The following is a 20,674-nucleotide window of genomic DNA, read 5'->3' as shown; positions in this document are numbered from 1 at the left end:
CTCGCGTAGGGTGACGGAATGCCAGACAACGCCAGGTATCTCGCCGAAGGCCCGCGCGTGGGCATACGGCATTTCGCCTACGAGGACGGTGCGGAGTTCACCGCCAGGGCCCGGGAGAGCAAGGACCTGCACCACCCGTGGCTCTTTCCGCCCGGCAGCGCCGACGCCTATGCCGCGTACGCCGGGCGGCTCATCGAGGATCCGACGAAGGCCGGGTTCCTCGTCTGCGAACGGGACAACGGGGCCATCGCCGGGTTCATCAACATCAACAACATCGTCGAGGGCGGCTTTCTGTCCGGGGCGCTCGGATACGGCGCGTTCGCGCACGCGGCGGGGCGCGGGCTGATGGCCGAGGGCCTCGGACTCGTCGTGCGGCACGCCTTCGGCAGGATGGGCCTGCACCGGCTCGAGATCAACGCGCAGCCCGGCAACGCCGCCTCCATCGCGCTCGCCCGGCGGTGCGGCTTCCGACTGGAAGGCTTCTCGCCGGACTTCCTCTACGTCGACGGGGCCTGGCGGGACCACGAGCGTTGGGCGATCACGGCGGAGATGGTCCCTTCCCGTTGAACTCCGCTTGGGTGAGGATGAGCCGATGCGGAACATCGTGGTGCTGGACGCCCCCTCCAACCTGGGCCTGCGCCCGCCGTCGCCCGGCACTGTCCCCGGCTGCTACAAACTCGCCGGGGCCCTGCGCCAACAGCGGATCGTGCAGCGGCTCGACGCCCTGGAGGGCGGAGTGGTCGTGCCGCCGCGCTACGACCGGGGGGACTGGCAGGAGGGCGACGGAGTCTTCAACGCGGCCGCCATCGCCACGTACACCCGTAAGCTCGCTGACCGCATCGAACACCGCGTCCGTGCCCGTGACCTGCCCGTGGTCCTGGGCGGCGACTGCTCCATCCAGCTCGGCGCGTCGCTCGCGCTGCGCCGCATCGGCCGCTTCGGGCTCGCGGCAGTCGACGGCTCCGCCGACTTCCGGCACCCCGGGAACTCGGAGCGGATCGGCGCGGCGGGCGGCGAGGAACTCGCCCTCGCCACCGGCCGGGGCCAGGACGATCTCACCAACCTCGAAGGCCTGAAGCCATATCTGCGAGACGAGGACGTACGGCTCTTCGGAATCCGTGACTACGACACCGAGCGGGACGAGCTCGCCGCGCTGAAGATCACCACCGTAACCGTCGGCGAGCTGCGTGAAGGGGGCGCGGACGCGATCGCGAGGGCGAGCGTGCAGACGCTCGAATCGCCGCACCTGGACGGCTTCTGGGTGCACCTCGACGCCGACTGCCTCGATCCGTCCGTCATGCCTGCCGTGGACAGCCCGGACCCCGACGGACTGCTCCCCGACGAACTCCTCGCGCTGCTACGCCCGTTGGTGCGTTCACCGCAGTGCGTGGGCCTCAACGTCACCATCTACGACCCCGATCTGGACCCCGAAGGCACGGCGGGGGAGCTGCTCGCGGACCTCGTCGTCGCGGCCTTTGCGGAATCCTGACCGGATCCTGACGAGCGGAGACCCTGGTCAGGTCCTCGACGACGCTGTTCCATGGTCGTCGTGACGACCATCCGACGTGACGTACTGACGCTCCCCGTCGCGGAGTTGGGCCCGAGCAACCCACTGCCGCCGCTGCGGACCCTCGACGAGACGCACCGCGTCGACGACCGCGACCTCGAGGGCCTGCCGCGCGACATGGCCCGGCAGATCCGGTACGAGCCGCTGCGCAGCGTTCTGCCGGAGCGGATCCGGGACGGCTACGAGAGGGTGCGGTCGCCTCGCGCACTCGACACCATCGTGATCGAGAACGACCGGCTGCGGGCCACCGTGCTGCCCGGTTTCGGCGGCCGGGTCCTGTCGCTCTTCCACAAGCCCTCACAGCGCGAACTGCTCTACCGCAACCCGGTGTTGCAGCCCGCCTGCTTCGCCCTCAACGGCGCCTGGTTCTCCGGCGGCATCGAGTGGAACATCGGCGCCACGGGCCACACGACGCTGTCCTGCTCACCCGTCCACGCCGCCCGTGTCTGCGCGCCCGACGGCGGTGAGATGCTGCGTCTGTGGGAGTGGGAGCGCCTGCGCGACCTGCCCTTCCAGGTCGACCTGTGGCTGCCGGACGGCTCCGACTTCCTGTACGTCGGCGTCCGTATCCGCAATCCGCACGAGAAGCCCGCGCCGGTGTACTGGTGGTCCAACATCGCGGTCCCCGAGCAGCGCAGGGTGCTGGCCCCGGCGGAGGAGGCCTGGCTGTTCGGCTATGAGCGCCGGCTGCGCCGGGTGCCCGTGCCCCGGTACGAGGGCGCCGATCGGACGTATCCGCTGGGCAGCCATCACCCCGCCGACTTCTTCTACGAGCTGCCCGACGGGCGGCGCCGCTGGATCGCCGCGATCGACGAGAAGGGCGAGGGGCTCGTGCAGACGTCGACCGACGTCCTGCGCGGCCGCAAGCTGTTCGTCTGGGGCGCGGGTCCCGGAGGGCGGCGCTGGCAGGAGTGGCTCACCGAGCCCGGCACCGGTGGCTACTGCGAGATCCAGGCCGGGCTCGCCCGTACCCAGCTGGAGCACGTACGGCTCGACGCGGAGAGCGAGGTGTCCTGGCTGGAGGCGTACGGGCCGCTCACGGCGCGGGCGGAGAGCGTGCACGGGGCGAACTGGCCGGCGGCGTCCGCGGAGGTCGAATTCCGGCTGGAAGGCGCCCTGCCGCGGAGCGCGGTCGACACGGCGTACGACACCTGGTTGCCGCACGCCGACGCCGAACCCGGCGAGATACTGGCCGTCGGCTCCGGCTGGGGCGCGCTCGAAGTGCTGCGCGCCGGTTACAAGGTGCGGGGCACGCCCTTCGACGAGACCACACTCGGCGGGGAGCAGGCGCCCTGGCTGGAGCTGCTCCGGTCCGGTGCCTTCCCCGAGCCGCGGCGGGTCGGGCCGCCCGGTGAGAGCCTGGTCGCGTCGCACTGGCGGGACATGCTGGAGACGGCGCCCGCCGCGCCGCTCGCCGAGTATCACCTCGGGGTGGCCCAGTGGCAGGCCGGTGACCTGGCGCAGGCCGTGCGCAGTTGGGAGCGTGCGCTCGAACTCGCCCCGTCCCTCTGGCCGTTGCTGCGGTGTCTCGCCGTCGCCGATCTGCACGCGGGTAACCGGGAGCGGGCCGCCGAGCGGTATGCCGAGGCCTTTGACGACCTGTGCCAGGAGCGGCGGGACGACGGGGAGGCCTGGACGGCGGCCACGGCGGCGCTGGGGCGGGAGGCCATCGCGGCGTTGCTCGCGGTGCGGCGGGTGGCGGAGGCTCGCGGCGTGTGGGAACGGCTGCTGCCCGGCATTCGGGAGCGGGGGCGGTTCCGGTTGATCGAGGCGGAGTTGCTGCTTGCGGAGGGGGATGCGGGGGGTGCCCGGGCCGTCTTCGACGCCGGGTTCGAGGTGGCTGATCTGCGGGAGGGGGACGAGGCGCTGGGGGAGGTGTGGGCTCGGGTGACGGGGGATCCCTTGCCGGGGTCGTACGAGTTTCGGATGCGGCCGTCGGGGGAGTGAGCGTTGGGGGGTTTCGCCCCCTCCGCCCCTTCCCGTCCCGTCCCTTCTCGTTCCTGGGGCTCCGCCCCAGACCCCGCTCCTCAAACGCCGGAGGGGCTGAACATCCCCGCCGGAGGGGCTGAGCCCTACCGGAGGGGCTGGACCTCGCCGAACCCTCTAGTCCGCTCCGCGGTCCACGTACTCGTAGATCGTTCCGTCCGGATGCATCGCGATCAGGTTGCGGCCCGCCGGGGTGGCGACCGGGCCCGCCAGGATGTGAGCGCCGGAGTCGGTGAGGACGCGGTGGGCCTCGTCGACGTCCTTGACGGCGATGGTGGCGGCGACCTTGCGCAGGACGTCCAGTTCGGCCTCGGGTCCGCTCATCAGCAAGAAGCAGCCGACGGCGGCGACCGAGACGCCGGCGCGTTCGAAGCGCAGGGCGCGGCCGCCCGCCAGTCTCTCGTAGAAGGGGACCGAAGCCTCCAGGTCGTCGACGCAGATACGCAGCGTGGCTCCCAGAATCTCCATGTCTCCGAGCGTAGTTGGGGCCGGCCGGGGACGAGATCGTTTCGGACGGATCTCCTCCCCGGCCGGCCCCTGAACCGGTGCCGGTGTCGGCGTCAGCCCTTGGCCTTGCGTACGACGTCACGCGTCCGGTCGATGACGGCCGCGACCGGGCCGACGGCCACGTTCTTCAGCGCCGTGTCCGTGCCCGGGTGCGGGCGCGTCGGTGCGAGGGTCTCGGCGGCCTGCACCGCGCGGGCCAGGTTCTCCAGCTTTCCGCGGTCAGCCGCCCTCCTGAAGTGCGCGAACTCGTATTCCTCCTCGTTGGCCGCGTGCGCCAGCACGTCCTGTCGCAGCGCCGCGAACTCATCGAGGAACTTCGCCGAATCAGGGTCCATGTCGTCGAGGCGGGAGAGCGCCTGCTTGGCCTTCTCCTCCTCCTCGATCCGGTCCTTGACGACCAGTTCACCGCCCTCGATGTTGCTGCGGGCGAAGGGGTGGACGACCTCTTCCTCGGCGGTCTCGTGCACCGCGAGGAGCCGGACCAGGTCATGGAAGCGCTGCTTCCGCTCCTCGCCCTTGGTGTTCGCCACCTCGTCGAACAGTTCTCGGATCTTCGTGTGCTGAGCCTTCAACAGCTCCACCACGTCGATGCGCTCGGTCATCCTCTCTTCTCTTCCTTCTCGGTAGGGGGTGGTGCGGAACCGGCGGGTACCCGGGGGCCGCGGTGTTACGCGCCCGGGCGCCCGGGTACCCGGGGCTCATGGACCGCTTGGATCATCTGGAACATCTGGACAAGGAACTGGTCGACGAACTCGCGCAGGTCGCCCGCGAGACCGTGCGCGACGAACTGCGGGAGCAGAGCCGCAAGCAGCGCCGTACGGCCGCGCTGTACGCCGCCTCCGGTGCCGTCGCCCTGTACGCGGGCGCCGCGCTGGCGGTCGCCCTCGGCCTGGCGCTCGCGCTGGGCCTGCCCGACTGGGCCGCCGCCCTGATCACCGCCGGGGTGCTCGGCGTGGTCGCGTACCTGCTGCGGGGAATGGCCCGGCCGTCCGCGTCCCGGCCCACAGCCGAGCGCGAGGCCGAGCTGACCCCCGGGGGCGACCGGGTCGTCGGCGGTACCGCGCCCGCCGCTCCCCCGAGCGGACTCGGCGTCCCCTATCCGCCGGTACCGCCTGTGGCACCCGGCGGCACGGCCGTGCCGGGCCCCGACGACGTGGATCCCGAGGCGCCGCACCACCGGGCCTGAGAATCCGGACACCGGACACCGGACAGGGGCGGCGCGGCTTCGGCACGCGCCGCCCCTGTCGGTTCCACTGCCGCCCCTGTCAGTTCCACTAACGCTGCTGCAGCTGCGGCAGCACCTTCGTGCGGTAGAAGTCGAAGAAGCCGCGCTGGTCGGGGCCGATCTGGTTGACGTACACATGGTCGAAGCCCGCGTCCGTGAAGGCGGCGAGTGCGGACACATGCTCGTCGACGTCGTCGCCGCACACCGTGTTCTCCCTGACCATCTGCTCGGTGATCAGCGGCTCCAGCTGCTCGAAGTGGCGCGGGCTCGGGAGGATCTGACCCATCTCGCCCGGCAGCAGCTGGTTGGGCCAGAGCTTGCGGACGGTGCGTACCGCCGCGTCGCGGTCCGGGCCGTAGCAGACCTTCGTGCCGCCGCTCACCGGCTTCGCGCCTCCGCCGCCTTTGCGGAACTGCTCGACCATCGACTCCTCGGGCATCATCGTGATGTAGCCGTCGCCGACCCGGGACGCGAGCGAGGTCGCCTTGGAGCCGAAGCCGGAGATGTCGATCGGGACCGGTTCGTCGGGGACCGTGTAGAGGCGGGCGTTCTCCACGGTGTAGTGGGGGCCGCGGTGGTTGACCTCCTCGCCGCTGAAGAGCCGGCGCATCACCTGGATCGCCTCCTCCAGCATCTCCAGGCGGATGTACGTGGGCGGCCACGCGTCACCGAGGATGTGCTCGTTCAGGGCCTCGCCGGTGCCGACACCGAGGCGGAAGCGGCCGTTCGTCAGGACCGCGCTGGTCGCGGCGGCCTGTGCCACCACCGCCGGGTGGATCCGCACGGTCGGGCACGTCACCGCCGTCTCGATCGGCAGGGACACGGCCTCCGAGAGCGCGCCGATCACCGACCACACGAACGGGCTCTGGCCCTGCTTGTCGTTCCAGGGGTGGTAGTGGTCCGAGATCCACAGTGCCTGGAATCCGGCCTGCTCGGCCATCCTGGCCTGCTCGATCAGATCCGCTGGACCGAACTCCTCGGTCGACAGGAAGTAGCCGTACTCGGCCATGGGGACACCTCCGCGACGGGGTGGGTCGGGGTTACCGGCCGGGTAACCCGGCGGGTGGGGGCGAAACGCCGGGCGGCCCGCGTTTGGGTGCCCTGGCCAGGGGGACGCGGAAAGCCCCGAACGAGCGAGACCGCCGGAGGCGAACTGTGAGTCGACCCCGCATTGTGATCGTCGGTGCCGGCTTCGCCGGATACCGCACGGCCCGCGTCCTGTCGCGGCTGACCCGGAACCGGGCCGAGATCACTCTCCTGAACCCGACGGACTACTTTCTGTACCTGCCGCTGCTGCCCCAGGTCGCCGCCGGAGTCCTGGAACCACGCCGAGTCACCGTCTCGCTCGCCGGCACCCTGCCGCGTGCACGCCTGGTGCTCGGCGAGGCCGACGGGATCGACCTCGACGCGCGGACCGTGCACTACACGGACCCCGAGGGTGACAGCGGCACGCTGGCCTACGACCGGCTCGTGCTCGCCGCCGGAAGCGTCAACAAGCTGCTGCCCATACCGGGGGTCGCCGAGCACGCGCACGGCTTCCGGGGCCTGCCCGAGGCGCTCTACCTGCGCGACCACGTGACCCGGCAGGTCGAGCTGGCCGCCGCGTCCGACGACCCCAAGAGCTGTGCCTCCCGATGCACCTTCGTGGTCGTCGGGGCTGGATACACCGGCACGGAAGTGGCGGCGCACGGGCAGCTGTTCACCGACGCCCTGGTCCGCAATCAGCCCCTGCGGGAAGGCATGCGCCCCCGCTGGCTGCTGCTCGACATCGCGCCACGCGTCCTTCCCGAACTGGACGAACGGCTCTCCCGCACGGCCGACAGTGTGCTGCGCGGGCGCGGCGTCGACGTGCGCACGGAGACCTCCGTCAAGGAGGCGACACCCGCCGGAGTCCTGCTCAGCGACGGGGACTTCATCGATACCCGGACGCTGGTCTGGTGCGTCGGCGTACGGCCCGATCCGCTCGCCGAGGCCCTCGGACTGCCCATGGAACGGGGCCGGCTGCTCGTCGACCCCCACCTCCAAGTCCCCAGCCGGCCCGAGGTGTTCGCCTGCGGCGACGCGGCCGCCGTACCTGACCTGGAAAAGCCGGGCCAGTACACGCCGATGACCGCCCAGCACGCCTGGCGGCAGGGCAAGGTCGCGGCCCGCAACATCGCCGCCTCCCTCGGCATCGGCGACCGTCGCGCCTACCGCCACCGCGACATGGGCTTCACCGTCGACCTCGGCGGAGTGAAGGCCGCGGCCAACCCCCTCGGCGTCCCGCTGTCCGGCCCGCTCGCCGGGGCCGTCACCCGCGGCTATCACCTGGCCGCGATGCCCGGCAACCGCATCCGCGTCGCCGCCGACTGGCTGCTCGACGCCGTACTGCCGCGGCAGGCCGTCCAGTTGGGGCTCGTCCGGTCCTGGTCGGTGCCGCTGGACACGGCCTCGCCGGAGCTGGCACGAGTGGCGGGAGCACCGGCGCGAGAGAAAACGCGAGAAGAGTCCTGGCCCGCCGGGGGCGGTCCCGACAAGCCCGGCCCCGCCAGGCCCGTACCCCCCGGCTCCGACAGCCTTGCGGAAGGAGAGGCATGAATACCCGTCAACTCGCCGAGCTCGGACAGCAGTTGCGCGTCGACAGCGTCCGGGCGGCCGCCGCCGCCGGCTCCGGCCACCCCACGTCCTCGATGTCCGCCGCCGACCTGATGGCGGTCCTGCTGGCCAACCATCTGCGCTACGACTTCGAACGCCCCCAGCACCCCGGCAACGACCGCTTCGTGCTGTCCAAGGGGCACGCCTCACCGCTGCTGTACTCCGCGTACAAGGCCGTTGGCGCCATCAGCGAGGCGGAGCTGCTCACCTTCCGCAAGCGGGGCAGCCGGCTCGAAGGGCATCCGACCCCGCAGCGGCTGCCGTGGGTGGAGACCGCCACCGGCTCGCTCGGACAGGGGCTGCCCGTCGGCGTCGGCATCGCGCTCGCCGGGAAGCGGCTCGACCACACCGGCTATCGCGTCTGGGTGCTGTGCGGCGACAGCGAACTCGCCGAGGGGTCCGTGTGGGAGGCCGCCGAGCACGCCGGATACGAGCACCTCGACAACCTCACCGCGATCGTCGACGTCAACCGGCTCGGCCAGCGCGGTCCGACACGGCACGGCCACGACCTGGACGCCTATGCACGCCGCTTCCAGGCCTTCGGCTGGCACACCATCGAGATCGACGGGCATGACGTCGACGCCGTCGACCGCGCGTACGCCGAGGCGGAGTCCACCCGCGGGCAGCCGACCGCCGTCATCGCCCGCACCCTCAAGGGGAAGGGCGTCGAGTCCGTCCAGGACCGCGAGGGGCTGCACGGCAAGCCGCTGCCCGACGCCGACGAGGCGATCGCCGAACTCGGCGGCGTGCGCGACCGGCGCGTGGAGGTCCAACAGCCGCCCGCCGCACGGATGCTGCACGCCGTACGGGCCGGACACCTCGACCTGCCCCGCTTCGAGACCGGCGACGAGGTCGCCACCCGCGACGCCTACGGCCAGGCGCTCGCCGCGCTCGGCACCGCCCGCGGCGACATCGTCGCCCTGGACGGCGAGGTGAGCGACTCCACGCGCGCCGAGTTCTTCGCCAAGGAACACCCCGACCGTTTCTTCGAGTGCTATATCGCCGAGCAGCAGATGGTCGCCGCCGCGGTCGGCCTCGCCGCCCGCGGCTGGGTGCCGTACGCCTCCACGTTCGCCGCGTTCCTCACCCGCGCGTACGACTTCGTGCGGATGGCCGCGATCAGCGGCGCCGGCATCAACCTGGTCGGCTCGCACGCCGGCGTCTCCATCGGCCAGGACGGGCCCTCGCAGATGGGCCTGGAGGACCTGGCGATGTTCCGGGCGGTGCACGGCTCGACCGTGCTGTATCCGTGCGACGCCAACCAGACGGCGAAGCTCGTCGCCGCGATGGCGGGGTGCGAGGGCATCCGCTATCTGCGCACCTCACGCGGCGCCGGCCCCGTCATCTACAGCCCCACCGAGGACTTCCCGGTCGGCGGCAGCAAGGTGCTGCGCGCCTCCGACGACGACCGGCTGACCCTCGTCGCCGCGGGAGTCACCGTCCACGAGGCGCTGGCCGCCGCGGAGGCGCTCGAGGGCGAGGGCATCCAGGTGCGGGTGATCGACCTGTACTCGGTCAAGCCCGTCGACCGCGAGACCCTGCGCGAGGCCGCGGAACGCACCGGCTGCCTGCTCACCGTCGAGGACCACCGCGAGGAGGGCGGCATCGGCGACGCGGTGCTCGACGCCTTCCTCGACGGCCGCCCGGTGCCGCGCCTGGTGCGCCTCGCCGTCCGTACGATGCCGGGCTCGGCGACTCCCCAGGAGCAGCTGCACGCCGCGGGCATCGACGCCGAGTCGATCGCCGCGTCCGCACGGCTGCTGGTGGAGCACGCCATCGTGCGCTGACACCTCGAGCCCGCCCCGGAGCGCGCCGGGACGATCCCGGAAAGGACCCATGATGAGCAGCGCACGGACGGTGCGGGTCGGCCGCCGCAGCGTCGAGATCCACCGGCCGGACAAGGTGCTCTTTCCCGGCGGCGGGCACGACAAGGAGTACACGAAATACGACCTCGTCGCGTACTACCGGGACATCGCTCCCTTCATGCTGCCTCACCTGCGCGGGCGCCCGCTGATGCTGGAGCGGCATCCGGACGGGATCGACGGCCCCCGTTTCATGCAGAAGAACACCCCGGAGCACTACCCGGACTGGATCCAGCGGGTCGAGGTGTCCAAGGAGGGCGGAACGGTCACACACGTCGTGTGCGACGACGCCGCCACCCTCGTCTACCTCGCCGACCAGGCCTGCCTCACCCTGCACCGCTGGCTGTCCCGGACCCGCCGGCTCGACCGGCCCGACCGCCTGGTCTTCGACCTCGACCCGTCCGTCGACGACTTCGCCGCCGTACGCGAGGCCGCCCGGCTCATGGGTGAGCTGCTGGACGAGCTGCACCTCCCGTCCGCCCTGATGACCACCGGCTCACGCGGACTGCACCTCGTGGTGCCCCTCAACGGACACCATGACTTCGACGAGGTGCGCGACTTCGCCAAGGACGTCGCCGACACGCTCGCCGAGGCGCACCCCGACCGGCTCACCACGGCCGCCCGCAAGAACGAGCGCGGCGACCGGCTCTACCTCGATGTGCAACGCAACGCCTACGCGCAGACCGCCGTCGCCCCCTTCACCGTCCGGGCCAAGCCCGGCGCCCCGGTCGCCGTGCCCATCACCTGGGAACAGCTCGACCAGCCCGGCCTCGACGCCCGCCGCTGGAGCATCGCCGACGCCGTCGAGCAGGCGCAGGGCAACCCCTGGGCCGGAGTGATGAGCAGGGGGCGTGCCCTTGGTCCCGCCCGGCGCCGGCTCAAGGCGCTGCGCGGTTGACGGTCGTACGACTGGAGGTTTGGCCGACAGTCGGGGGGGCCACTCGGAGGGCGAGGTGGCCATGTCGAACACATCGAACACATCCAAATCACAAAATTCACCTGATTCGCAGAATTCCACGGAAAGCAAGAAGAGCGACAAAGGAGACAGTGCGGCCGAGGGTCGGCCGGGTCCCATGGAGGTGCTGCGTGACGCGCGCACCCAGCTCGCGGAGCTCACCGGCATGACCGCCGAGTCCGTGTCGTCCTTCGAGCAGACCGAGGACGGCTGGCGCTTGGAGATCGAGGTCCTCGAGCTCGTCAGGGTTCCCGACACGATGAGCCTGCTCGCGACCTATCAGGTCGATCTCGACCCGCACGGTGGCCTCACCGGCTACCGGCGTGTCCGCCGCTACGAACGCGGAAGGGCCGACCCACATAGGCCCGGCGGTCATTAGACCGCCTTCCCGCGCAGGCATCTACAGACAAGGAGGACCGGTCGGTATGACCGTCGTCCCAGCACAGCAGACCGGCGGAGGAGGCGGCAGCAGCGGCCTCTACGACGTCCTGGAACTCGTCCTCGACCGAGGGCTCGTCATCGACGCGTTCGTCCGCGTGTCCCTGGTCGGTATCGAGATTCTGAAGATCGACGTACGCGTCGTCGTCGCCAGCGTCGACACATATCTGCGCTTCGCCGAGGCGTGCAACCGGCTCGACCTGGAGGCGGGACCGCGCAAGAGCCCGGGCCTGCCCGACATGGTCGGGGAGATCACCGAGTCCGGGGCACGCGGCAAGTCCAAGGGAGCGCTGTCCGGCGCCGCTGAGACCATCTCAGGCGCCTTCAAGCAGGCGCGTGAGGAGGGCCAGGGCGAGCGGGCCGAGTCCCGGTCGGACCGCGACGAGTCCCGGCCGCGCCCCCGTAAGTCCACGGCCGCGCGCAGGAAGGAGGAGCAGGAGTGAGCACGTATGTGTACGCCATCACGGCGGCCTCGCATCCCTCGCTTCCCGAGGGCATGGGTGGCGTCGGGGAGCCGGCGCTCCCCGTGCGCGTCCTGAAGGAGGGCGAGCTGGCGGCCATCGTCAGCGACGCCCCCGAGGGGCTGCGGCCCAAGCGGCGGGATCTGCTCGCCCACCAGAACGTGCTGAGCGAGGCGGAGGGCGGCGGCCCGGTGCTGCCCATGCGGTTCGGCAGCGTCGCTCAGGACGACGCCGCCGTCACCGGAGTACTCGCCGAACGGGTCGAGCACTACCTGGAGCGGCTCGAGGCGCTGGCAGGCAAGGTCGAGTACAACGTCAAGGCCAGCCACGACGAAGAGGCGATCCTGCACCGTGTGATGGCCGAGAACCCCGAGATACGGGCCGTCACGGAGGCCAACCGGCAGGCGGGCGGCGGTACGTACGAGCAGCGGCTGCGGCTCGGTGAGCTGGTGGTGGCCGCGGTGCAGAGCCGTGAGGCCGAGGACGCCGTAGAGATCCAGCACACCCTGCAACCGGTCGCGGACGCGGTGAGCGTCGGCCCCGAGTCCACGGGCTGGCTCGCCAACGTCTCCTTCCTGGTGGACCGCAAGTCGGCCGAGGTGTTCTTCACCGCCGTCGAGCAGGTCCGCAAGAGCCATCCACATCTCGACGTGCGCGTCAATGGCCCGCTGCCGCCCTACAGCTTCGTCGAGCCCGGACCTTCCGAGCCGGCGGGCACCACCACGGGCTCGGAGTCCGGCAGGGAGTGAGAGACATGGGACTGATCGGCGAGGTGCTGCTGCTGCCGTTCGCACCGGTGCGCGGCAGCCTCTGGGCGGTGAGACAAGTGCTCGCCGAGGCGGAGCGTCAGTACTACGACCCGGCGGTCGTCCGGGCCGAACTCGCCCTTCTCGAGCAGCAGCTCGAGGCGGGCGAGCTCGATGAGCAGGAATTCGACCGCAGAGAGGACGAACTCCTGGACCGGCTGGAGATCGGCTTGCAGCGGACTGCCGGAACAGGGGAGGGGACGACAGGATGAACCGAATGGGACTGGGCCTCGCCGTAGGGGCTGGATACCTTCTGGGGCGTACGAAGAAGATGAAGCTGGCGTTCGCGGTCGGCAGCATGGTGGCCGGCAAGCGGATGCATCTGAGTCCGCGGGCGCTCTCGGACCTGGTGTCTCAGCAACTGAAGAACAACCCGCAGTTCAAGGAGATCGGGGACCAGCTGCGCGAGGACCTGCGCGGTGTGGGGCAGGCCGCCTCCGGGGCGCTCGTCGAACGGCAGATCGAAGGCATCGCCGACCGGCTGCACGGACGGACCGCGCAGGTGCGGGACCAGCTCGCGGGCGTGGTCCCGGATGGGCCGGGGGGCGGCGAGAAGGAAGAGGAGGACGAGCCGGACGACGAGTACCAGGACGAGGACTCGCAGGAGCCGGACGAGGAGTACGAAGACTCGGACGAAGACTCGGACGAAGGCGAGGCCGAGGAGCCGGAGGCCGCCGACGAGAGGCCGCAGCCGCGCAAGAAGGCCCCCGCCAAGAAGGCCGCGCAGCAGCGGAGCTCCGGCAAGGAGGCTCCGGCCAAGAAGACGGCGGCGAAGAAGAAGGCCCCGGCCAAGAAGACAGCGGCCAAGAAGGCCCCCGCGAAGAAGACGGCCGCGGCGAAGAGCGCCGGGCGCCGTGCCACGCGGCCCCGGCAGTCGGCGGGAGGCGGCGACCATGACTGACACCCTCGGATCCGCGACCCAGCGGGCGAAGGACGCAGGATCCGCCGCGAACGGGCAGGCGAAGGACAATCCGATCACCTCCCTCGCCCAGAGCGCGGCGGCCGACCGGCTCAAGGAGGAGGTCCAGGCCTATCTGACCGCCCAGGCGCAGCGGCTGCTGGTCGGCGTCGGACACAAGCTCGGCGAGACGACCGGCAAGCTCAACGACATCGCCGAGGGCAACAGCCCGGGCCTCGCCAAACTCGCCCTCGGCGGCGGACGCAAGCTGGCCGAAGGCAAGGGGCCGCTGCGGTCCGCTCTCGAGTTGGGTGCGGGCCAGGCCAAGGACAGCGTGGTCGGTGCCTTCAAGAACCTGACCGGCGGCAAGGGCGGGCGCAAGGGCGGCGCCGGCAACAAGCCCACGGTCATCCTCGAGTTCATCGACGTCGGCGTGCCGCTGCGCACGGCGTACGACCAGTGGACCCAGTACCAGGACTTCAGCACCTTCGCGAAGGGCGTCAAGAGCGCGAACCGCGCCGACGACATCACGTCCGACTGGCAGCTCAAGGTCTTCTGGTCCAACCGCAGCTGGAAGGCGCACACCACCGAGCAGGTGGCGGACGACCGGATCTCCTGGACGTCGGAGGGCGCCAAGGGCACGACGAAGGGCGTCGTCTCCTTCCACCCGCTCACCGACAGCCTCACCCGCATCCTGCTGGTCATCGAGTACTACCCCAAAGGCCTGTTCGAGAAGACCGGCAACATCTGGCGTGCCCAGGGCCGCAGGGCACGGCTCGACCTCAAGAACTTCGCCCGGTTCATCACCCTCAAGGGCGAGGCGGAGGACGGCTGGCGCGGCGAGATACGTGACGGCGAGGTCGTGCGCAGCCACGAGGACGCCGTCGCCGAGGAGCAGCGGGCGGACGAGGACCAGGGCGAGGACCTTCCCGAGGAGGAGGGCGAGGACGAGTACGAGGACGAGGAGGACGAGGAGGAAGAGCCCGGTCTGGAAGAGGGCGAAGCGGAGTACGAGGACGAGGCGAGCGGCGAGTACCCCGAGGAGGAGGACGAGCAGGCCGACGAGGGCGAGTACGCCGATGAGGAAGAGCTCGTGGAGAGCCGGGGCCGACGATGACCATGGCCGGCAGGCTGCCGGAGCCCTATGGGCAGAGCGGCGGCGCGAACCTCGCCGACATCCTCGAGAGGGTGCTCGACAAGGGCATCGTGATCGCGGGGGACATCCGGATCAACCTGCTGGACATAGAACTGCTCACCATCAAACTGCGGCTCATCGTGGCCTCCGTCGACAAGGCGAAGGAGATGGGCATCGACTGGTGGGAGGACGACCCGGCCCTGTCGTCCCGGGCGCACCACAGTGAACTGGCCCGGGAGAACAGGGAGTTGCGCGACCGGCTCGCCGAGCTGGAGGGAGCGGGAGCGGAGCGGGAGATCTCCCGCGCGGACCACCGGGAGACCTCCCGAGTGGAACCGGCGAGGGAGACCTCTCGCACGGGACGGGAGCGGGAGACGACGTCCCGAGCGGAATCGGCGAGGGAGACCTCCCGAGCGGGACCGGAGGAGACCTCCCGCGCCGCACCTGAGGAGGAAACCTCATGAGCGGACTGCGCTACGTCTACGCGATCTGCCGTCCCTTCTCGGCCGCGCTGTCGGCCGAACTGACCGGAATCGCGGGCGTCCCGCCCAAGCAACTGCGCCACGGCGACCTGGTCGCCGTGGTCGGTTCGGTTCCGGAGCGGGACTTCGCCGAAGAGCCGCTGCGGGCCCACCTGGAGGACCTGGACTGGCTGAGTGAGACCGCCCGCGCCCACCAGGCGGTCGTCGACGCGCTCACCGTCGTCACCAGCCCGCTGCCGCTCCGGCTCGCCACCGTGTTCCGCGACGACAGCGGCGTACGCACGATGATGCAGGAGCGGGAGGAACAGTTCCTGCGGACGCTCGACCAGCTCGACGGGCGGGTGGAATGGGGCGTCAAGGTCTATCTGGAGAATTCCGAAGCCGAGGGGACAGGGGAGCAGACCCGGCCGCCGGAGAAAGCGGCAACGGGACGTGACTATCTTCGGCAGCGGCGTATGCGGAACCGCGCGCACGAGAACATGTGGGAACGCGCCGAGGAATTCGCGCGGCGACTGCACGGGTCCCTTTCCGAACATGCGGAAGGCACCCGGATCCACGCGCCGCAGAACGCGGCGCTGTCCCATGCCGCCGGCCGCAATGTACTCAATGCCGCCTATCTCGTACCGCGCTCCGAATCCGAGGAATTCGTGGAACTGGTCGACCGTACGAAGGACGATGTGCCCGGAATGCGGGTGGAACTCACGGGCCCGTGGGCGCCCTACTCCTTCAGCGGCGCCTTCGGCGAGGAGGAGCGGTGACCGTGGTGGAACGCCGTGAGGTCGCCCTGGTCGACCTGCTCGACCGGCTGCTCGCGGGCGGCGTCGTGATCACCGGGGACATCACCCTGCGGATCGCGGACGTGGATCTCGTCCGCATCGACCTGAACGCGCTCATCAGCTCCGTGAACGCGCAGGTGCCCGCACCCTGGAAGGAGTCGACGTGACGAGCGGCAGTAACCGGAACCGTCTGGACCTCGATCCCGACACGGTGGAGCGCGACCTCGTCAAGCTCGTGCTCACCGTGGTCGAACTGCTGCGCCAGCTCATGGAGCGCCAGGCGCTGCGGCGGTTCGACACGGGGGAGCTCAGCGAGGACCAGGAGGAGCGGATCGGGCTCACGCTCATGCTGCTGGAGGACCGCATGACCGAACTGCGTGAGCGGTACGGGCTGCGGCCCGAGGACCTGAATCTGGACCTCGGGCCGCTTGGACCTCTACTTCCCCGGGAATAGGTTATCCGCCGGGAATGGGTCTACCACCTGTACCAGCGGCCCCTGCCTCCGGAAGCACTGGTGCCGCGCACCAGGAATCCCAAGAGCCACAGGACTATAACCGCCAGTGCTATCCACCAGAGAAGCTTTACCGCGAATCCGGCACCGAAAAGGATCAGGGCCAGAAGCAGTACCAGCAGAATGGGAACCATAGTGTGAACCTCCTGCTCTTCGGGTTTCCCGAAGGCGGCCGTTTAGACTTCCTTACGGCAGAGAATTTCTCCGTGCAGGACGCAGAACCAGCCGTCTTCCTGGCGCCCCCATTCCCGCCAGGCATCCGACAGGGCCCGCAACTGCTCGGGCGTCGCGTGCCCGCCCTCCGTGGCGCGGTCCGCGTACGCCGAGGCCAGCGTCCGGTCCGCCCACAGGCCGCTCCACCACTCCCGTTCGTCCTCGGTGGAGAAGGTCCAGGTGCCGGCCGTGGCCGTGATGTCCCGGATGCCGGCCGCCAGCGCCCATGACTTCAGGCGCCGTCCGGCGGCCGGCTCGCCGCCGTTGGCACGGGCGACGCGCAGATACAGGTCCTGCCAGTCGGCCATACCCGGTGCCTCGGGATACCAGGTCATCGCCGAGTAGTCCGCGTCCCGGACGGCGATGAAGCCACCCGGCCTGGTGACCCGGTACATCTCGCGCAGCGCCTGCACCGGATCGCCCACGTGCTGCAGTACCTGGTGGGCGTGGACCACACAGAAGGTGTCGTCCGGGTACTCCAGCGCATGGACGTCCGCCACCGCGAAGTCGATGTTGTGCAGGCCGCGTTCGACCGCGACGGCCCGGGCGCGGTCCAGGATCCCGGGCGCGTGGTCGACGGCGGTGACGTGTCCCTCGGGCACCAGGGCCGCCAGGTCGGCGGTGATGGTGCCCGGGCCGCAGCCGATGTCCAGGACCTTCATATGGGGCTTCAGCGAGTCGAGCAGATAGGCCGCCGAGTTGGCGGCGGTGCGCCAGACGTGCGAACGCAGCACGGACTCGTGGTGGCCGTGCGTGTAGACGGCGGTCTCCTGTGACTTCGACATGACCGTTCCCCTTCTCGTACGGGCCCGGCGGGGGCACCGCTCCGCCGGGCGACAACTGTCACCGTACGCGCGGATGTCGAATGGTGAGACTCGTGTCTTGCTATGTGGACGTCAGCGGCTGGGCAGCGGCCGGTAGACGGTCAGCGCTTCCGGGACCTTCCGCAATGTCACCTCGCCTTCCACCTCGGTGACTTCACCGTCGTAGGCGAGAAGCGTGCCGGGGGCCACGCCGTCCAGGCGCAGCCGGGAGACTCGTACCGCCGCGTGGGCGGGGGAGCGGGTCAGCGGTCCCGCGACGGCCGCGGCCAGCAGGCGCAGGGCGGGGCGGCGGCCACCGTGCACCACGCGTACGTCCAGATGTCCGTCCGCGAGGTCGACGCGGCGGCCGGGGGTCATGCCCATGCGGTAGTACAGGCCGTTTCCGGCGAACAGCAGCCACAGCGGATGGGCCACGCCCCTGAACTTCGCCTCCAGCGGATGGCGGTCGGCGCGCAGCACACGCAGCGCCGCGAGCACCCCGGCCGGCCAGCCGCCGATCCGCCCGGACCACCGCTCGCGCTCCCGCACCAGCTCCGGATAGACGCCCAGGCTGCAGGTGTTGAGGAAGCAGCCCCGCGTGTCCCCGGAGGAGAACAGGCCCACGTCCACGCGGATCGCGTCGCCCTGTCGCAGGGCGCGGCTCAGATCGCGTACGTCCTCCACCCCGAGGTCGAGGGCGAAGTGGTTCAGGGTGCCGCCCGGGAGGACGGCGAGGGGCAGGCCGTGGCGCACGGCGATCTCGGCGGCGGCGTTGACGGTGCCGTCGCCGCCGCACACGCCGAGGACGCGAGCGTAGGTCGCCGCCTTCTCCAACTCGGCCCTGACGTCGGACGGTTCGCACTCCACGGTCCGCGCCTGAGGCAGGGCGTCGCGCACGGCGCTCACTCGGTCCGCGGTGCCGGCGCCCTTGTTGGCCACCATGACCAGACCCTCGCCCTCGGGCAGCGCGGGCGCTTCGACGTGGGGGCGGCCGGGCGGCGGCAGCGGAGCGCGGGTCGGCACCAGACCCCGTACGGCATAGGCGGCGCCCACACCCAGGGCGGCGCCCGCGAGGACGTCGCTCGGGAAGTGCACGCCCGTGTAGACGCGGGACAGGGCGACCGCGCCGGCCAGCGGTGCCACGGCCGCGCCCCAGCCGCGGGACTCCAGGGCCACACCCGTCGCGAAGGCCGCCGCCGAGGCGGAGTGGCCGGACGGGAACGAGGTGGTGATCGGCTGCCGCTTCAGCTGGCGGACCAGGGGGACGGGGTCCAGGAGCGGTCGCGGGCGGCGCACCGTGCGCTTGCCCAGGGTGTTGATCGTGGCGGACGCGAGGGTCAGCGAGGCGAGGCCCCGGGCGGCCGCTCGACGGCCCCTCGGGGTACGGCTCGCGGCGATGGCGGCCGCCGCGGCGAACCACAGCACGCCGTGGTTCGCGGTCCGGCTCAGCTTCGGCAGCAGGCGGTCGCAGCCGGGCCAGTGGCGGGCGGCCACCGCCTCGAACAGGCGGCAGTCCGTTGCGAGCAGGCGGTCCCTGAGGACGTGGTGCCCCGGGGGGCGGACGGTGAGGTCGACGTCTGCGGTCATGGCGGGCGTGTACCCCGGACAGGCGGTTTTTCGCCTCCTCCGCCCCCCTCCGCCCCTGCCCGTCCCGTATCTGGGGGCCCCGCCCCCAGACCCCCGTAGTCGCGCTTCGCGCTCGTCCTCAAACCCCGGACGGGCTGAGACACGAAACGCGTTTGCCCAGCGGCCCTGCGTCCCCGGAGAATGCCTGCCCATGGGACATCTCGAAGCCGCGCATCTTGAGTACTACCTTCCCGACGGGAGGGCGCTGCTCGGCGATGTGTCGTTTCGGGTGGGGGAAGGCGCCGTGGTGGCCCTCGTGGGGCCCAACGGAGCCGGGAAGACGACGCTGCTGCGGCTGATCTCGGGGGAGCTGAAGCCGCACGGCGGAAGCGTCACCGTGAGCGGCGGTCTTGGCGTGATGCGCCAGTTCGTGGGATCCGTACGCGACGAGAGGACCGTACGGGACCTGCTCGTGTCGGTGGCCCCGCCGCGGATCCGGGAGGCCGCCCAGGCCGTGGACGCGGCCGAGCACGCGCTCATGACCGTGGACGACGAGGCCGCGCAGCTCCGCTACGCGCAGGCCCTGTCCGACTGGGCCGAGGTACGCGGGTACGAGTCCGAGACGCTCTGGGACATCTGTACGACGGCCGCCCTCGGCATCCCGTACGAGAAGGCGCAGTGGCGCCTGGTGCGGACCCTGTCCGGCGGTGAGCAGAAGCGGCTCGTGCTGGAGGCGCTGCTGCGCGGCACGGACGAAGTGCTGCTGCTGGACGAGCCGGACAACTACCTCGATGTACCCGGCAAGCGCTGGCTGGAGGAGCGGCTGGGGGAGACCCGCAAGACCGTGCTCTTCGTCTCCCACGACCGCGAGCTGCTGGCCCGCGCCGCCCAGAAGATCGTGAGCGTCGAGCCGAGCCCCGCCGGCGCGGACGCGTGGGTCCACGGCGCCGGCTTCGCGACGTACCACGAAGCACGGCGGGAGCGGTTCGCCCGCTTCGAGGAGCTACGGCGTCGCTGGGACGAGAAGCACGCCCAGCTCAAGAAGCTCGTCCTGAATCTGCGCCAGGCGGCCTCCATCAGCCATGAACTGGCGTCCCGGTACCAGGCCGCGCAGACCAGGCTGCGGAAGTTCGAGGAGGCCGGACCGCCCCCGGAGCCGCCGCGCGAGCAGGACATCCGGATGCGCCTGCACGGCGGGCGTACCGGTGTGCGGGCCGTGACCTGCAAGGGGCTCGAGCTCACCGGCCTGATGAACCCCTTCGACCTGGAGGTCTACTACGGCGAGCGGGTCGCCGTCCTCGGCTCCAACGGCTCCGGGAAGTCGCACTTCCTGCGCCTGCTCGCGGGTGACACCGTCGCCCACACCGGCGAGTGGAAGCTCGGCGCGCGGGTCGTCGCCGGCCACTTCGCGCAGACGCATGCCCACCCCGAACTTCAGGGCCGCGCCCTGCTCGACATCCTGTGGACCGAGCACGCCCAGGACCGCGGCGCAGCGATGTCCCGGCTGCGCCGCTACGAGCTGACCGCCCAGGCCGAGCAGCGTTTCGAGAAGCTGTCCGGCGGACAGCAGGCCCGCTTCCAAATTCTCCTGCTGGAGCTGGAGGGCTCCACGGCCCTGCTGCTCGACGAACCGACCGACAACCTCGACCTGGAGTCCGCGGAAGCGCTCCAGGAGGGCCTGGAGGCCTATGAGGGCACGGTCCTCGCGGTCACCCACGACCGCTGGTTCGCCCGCTCCTTCGACCGCTACCTGGTCTTCGGCTCCGACGGCCGGGTGCGGGAGACCCAGGAGCCGGTGTGGGACGAGCGCCGCGTGGAGCGGGCCCGGTAACACCGGCCTGCCGGGTCC

24 protein-coding genes are annotated in these 20,674 nt (G+C 71.0%); 18 read left to right on the top strand and 6 right to left on the bottom strand.

All coding sequences use genetic code 11. The annotated features are described in order from the left end of the window. Positions 1–18 precede the first annotated feature (18 nt). From AB0D27_RS27715 to AB0D27_RS27705, 3 genes are read left to right on the top strand one after another with little or no spacing between them, the layout of a single operon-like run. Positions 19–567, top strand: a complete 549-nt coding sequence (locus AB0D27_RS27715; protein WP_362514131.1) for a GNAT family protein — start codon at positions 19–21, stop codon at positions 565–567. Positions 568–592: 25 nt separating this feature from the next. Continuing rightward, complete coding sequence (locus AB0D27_RS27710) at positions 593–1,489, top strand: arginase family protein (protein ID WP_362514128.1); 897 nt, start codon at positions 593–595, stop codon at positions 1,487–1,489. Positions 1,490–1,540: 51 nt separating this feature from the next. Continuing rightward, positions 1,541–3,514, top strand: coding sequence for a DUF5107 domain-containing protein (locus AB0D27_RS27705; protein ID WP_362514125.1), 1,974 nt, complete (start codon positions 1,541–1,543; stop codon positions 3,512–3,514). Between the two features lie 156 nt (positions 3,515–3,670). On the opposite strand, the gene AB0D27_RS27700 is transcribed toward AB0D27_RS27705, so the two are convergent. Then, positions 3,671–4,021, bottom strand: coding sequence for a VOC family protein (locus AB0D27_RS27700; protein ID WP_362514122.1), 351 nt, complete (start codon positions 4,019–4,021; stop codon positions 3,671–3,673). A 92-nt stretch (positions 4,022–4,113) separates the two neighbouring features. Then, positions 4,114–4,662 (bottom strand): hemerythrin domain-containing protein, encoded by a 549-nt coding sequence (locus AB0D27_RS27695; protein ID WP_362514120.1) that lies wholly within the window; start codon positions 4,660–4,662, stop codon positions 4,114–4,116. Between the two features lie 98 nt (positions 4,663–4,760). On the opposite strand from AB0D27_RS27695, the gene AB0D27_RS27690 reads away from it, so the two are divergent. Continuing rightward, positions 4,761–5,246 (top strand): phage holin family protein, encoded by a 486-nt coding sequence (locus AB0D27_RS27690; protein ID WP_362514117.1) that lies wholly within the window; start codon positions 4,761–4,763, stop codon positions 5,244–5,246. 88 nt (positions 5,247–5,334) lie between these two features. Here AB0D27_RS27690 and AB0D27_RS27685 read toward each other — a convergent pair whose 3' ends face one another. Beyond that, complete coding sequence (locus AB0D27_RS27685) at positions 5,335–6,294, bottom strand: LLM class F420-dependent oxidoreductase (RefSeq protein WP_362514114.1); 960 nt, start codon at positions 6,292–6,294, stop codon at positions 5,335–5,337. A gap of 146 nt (positions 6,295–6,440) precedes the next feature. Here AB0D27_RS27685 and AB0D27_RS27680 point away from each other — a divergent pair, with 146 nt between their 5' ends. The 13 genes from AB0D27_RS27680 (at position 6,441) to AB0D27_RS27620 (ending at position 16,186) form a co-directional block, all read left to right on the top strand. Further along, entirely contained in the window at positions 6,441–7,862 is a 1,422-nt protein-coding gene (locus AB0D27_RS27680; RefSeq protein ID WP_362514112.1) for an NAD(P)/FAD-dependent oxidoreductase, read from the top strand. Further along, positions 7,859–9,706, top strand: a complete 1,848-nt coding sequence (locus AB0D27_RS27675) for a transketolase (protein ID WP_362514109.1) — start codon at positions 7,859–7,861, stop codon at positions 9,704–9,706. Before AB0D27_RS27680 ends, AB0D27_RS27675 begins: the two co-directional genes overlap by 4 nt. Before the next feature lie 52 nt (positions 9,707–9,758). After that, the gene (ligD, locus tag AB0D27_RS27670) at positions 9,759–10,679 is read left to right on the top strand and encodes a non-homologous end-joining DNA ligase (protein WP_362514106.1); all 921 of its coding nucleotides are present in this window, start codon (positions 9,759–9,761) and stop codon (positions 10,677–10,679) included. 61 nt (positions 10,680–10,740) lie between these two features. Continuing rightward, entirely contained in the window at positions 10,741–11,115 is a 375-nt protein-coding gene (locus AB0D27_RS27665; protein WP_362514103.1) for a gas vesicle protein, read from the top strand. A gap of 46 nt (positions 11,116–11,161) precedes the next feature. After that, positions 11,162–11,617 (top strand): gas vesicle structural protein GvpA, encoded by a 456-nt coding sequence (locus AB0D27_RS27660; RefSeq protein WP_362514101.1) that lies wholly within the window; start codon positions 11,162–11,164, stop codon positions 11,615–11,617. After that, entirely contained in the window at positions 11,614–12,384 is a 771-nt protein-coding gene (locus AB0D27_RS27655; protein ID WP_362514099.1) for a GvpL/GvpF family gas vesicle protein, read from the top strand. The genes AB0D27_RS27660 and AB0D27_RS27655 overlap by 4 nt, the downstream gene beginning before the upstream one ends. A 5-nt stretch (positions 12,385–12,389) precedes the next feature. Further along, positions 12,390–12,653, top strand: coding sequence for a gas vesicle protein GvpG (locus tag AB0D27_RS27650; protein ID WP_362514096.1), 264 nt, complete (start codon positions 12,390–12,392; stop codon positions 12,651–12,653). Beyond that, entirely contained in the window at positions 12,650–13,342 is a 693-nt protein-coding gene (locus tag AB0D27_RS27645) for a DNA primase (protein ID WP_362514093.1), read from the top strand. Before AB0D27_RS27650 ends, AB0D27_RS27645 begins: the two co-directional genes overlap by 4 nt. Then, positions 13,335–14,456, top strand: coding sequence for an SRPBCC family protein (locus tag AB0D27_RS27640; RefSeq protein WP_362514090.1), 1,122 nt, complete (start codon positions 13,335–13,337; stop codon positions 14,454–14,456). The genes AB0D27_RS27645 and AB0D27_RS27640 overlap by 8 nt, the downstream gene beginning before the upstream one ends. After that, positions 14,453–14,938: a gas vesicle protein gene (locus AB0D27_RS27635; RefSeq protein WP_362514089.1), complete on the top strand. Its 486-nt coding sequence runs from the start codon at positions 14,453–14,455 to the stop codon at positions 14,936–14,938. Before AB0D27_RS27640 ends, AB0D27_RS27635 begins: the two co-directional genes overlap by 4 nt. Further along, entirely contained in the window at positions 14,935–15,714 is a 780-nt protein-coding gene (locus AB0D27_RS27630; RefSeq protein WP_362514086.1) for a GvpL/GvpF family gas vesicle protein, read from the top strand. Before AB0D27_RS27635 ends, AB0D27_RS27630 begins: the two co-directional genes overlap by 4 nt. Next, positions 15,711–15,899, top strand: coding sequence for a gas vesicle protein (locus AB0D27_RS27625; RefSeq protein WP_362514083.1), 189 nt, complete (start codon positions 15,711–15,713; stop codon positions 15,897–15,899). The genes AB0D27_RS27630 and AB0D27_RS27625 overlap by 4 nt, the downstream gene beginning before the upstream one ends. Then, on the top strand, positions 15,896–16,186 hold the full coding sequence (locus tag AB0D27_RS27620) for a gas vesicle protein K (RefSeq protein ID WP_362514080.1): 291 nt from the start codon (positions 15,896–15,898) through the stop codon (positions 16,184–16,186). Before AB0D27_RS27625 ends, AB0D27_RS27620 begins: the two co-directional genes overlap by 4 nt. Before the next feature lie 20 nt (positions 16,187–16,206). Here the strand turns inward: AB0D27_RS27620 and AB0D27_RS27615 are convergent, their stop codons facing one another. The 3 genes from AB0D27_RS27615 to AB0D27_RS27605 all read right to left on the bottom strand — a co-directional run bounded on the left by AB0D27_RS27615 (position 16,207) and on the right by AB0D27_RS27605 (position 18,846). Continuing rightward, complete coding sequence (locus AB0D27_RS27615) at positions 16,207–16,377, bottom strand: hydrophobic protein (protein ID WP_362514077.1); 171 nt, start codon at positions 16,375–16,377, stop codon at positions 16,207–16,209. A 42-nt stretch (positions 16,378–16,419) separates the two neighbouring features. After that, complete coding sequence (locus AB0D27_RS27610; protein ID WP_362514074.1) at positions 16,420–17,241, bottom strand: class I SAM-dependent methyltransferase; 822 nt, start codon at positions 17,239–17,241, stop codon at positions 16,420–16,422. Positions 17,242–17,352: 111 nt separating this feature from the next. Continuing rightward, positions 17,353–18,846, bottom strand: a complete 1,494-nt coding sequence (locus AB0D27_RS27605; RefSeq protein WP_362514071.1) for a phosphatase PAP2 family protein — start codon at positions 18,844–18,846, stop codon at positions 17,353–17,355. Between the two features lie 190 nt (positions 18,847–19,036). Here AB0D27_RS27605 and AB0D27_RS27600 point away from each other — a divergent pair, with 190 nt between their 5' ends. Next, entirely contained in the window at positions 19,037–20,656 is a 1,620-nt protein-coding gene (locus AB0D27_RS27600) for an ATP-binding cassette domain-containing protein (protein ID WP_362514068.1), read from the top strand. Positions 20,657–20,674: the final 18 nt, after the last annotated feature.

Source organism: Streptomyces sp. NPDC048415 (assembly GCF_040651675.1).
Lineage (GTDB): Bacteria > Actinomycetota > Actinomycetes > Streptomycetales > Streptomycetaceae > Streptomyces.
This window is presented reverse-complemented; position numbering and strand designations above follow the sequence as displayed.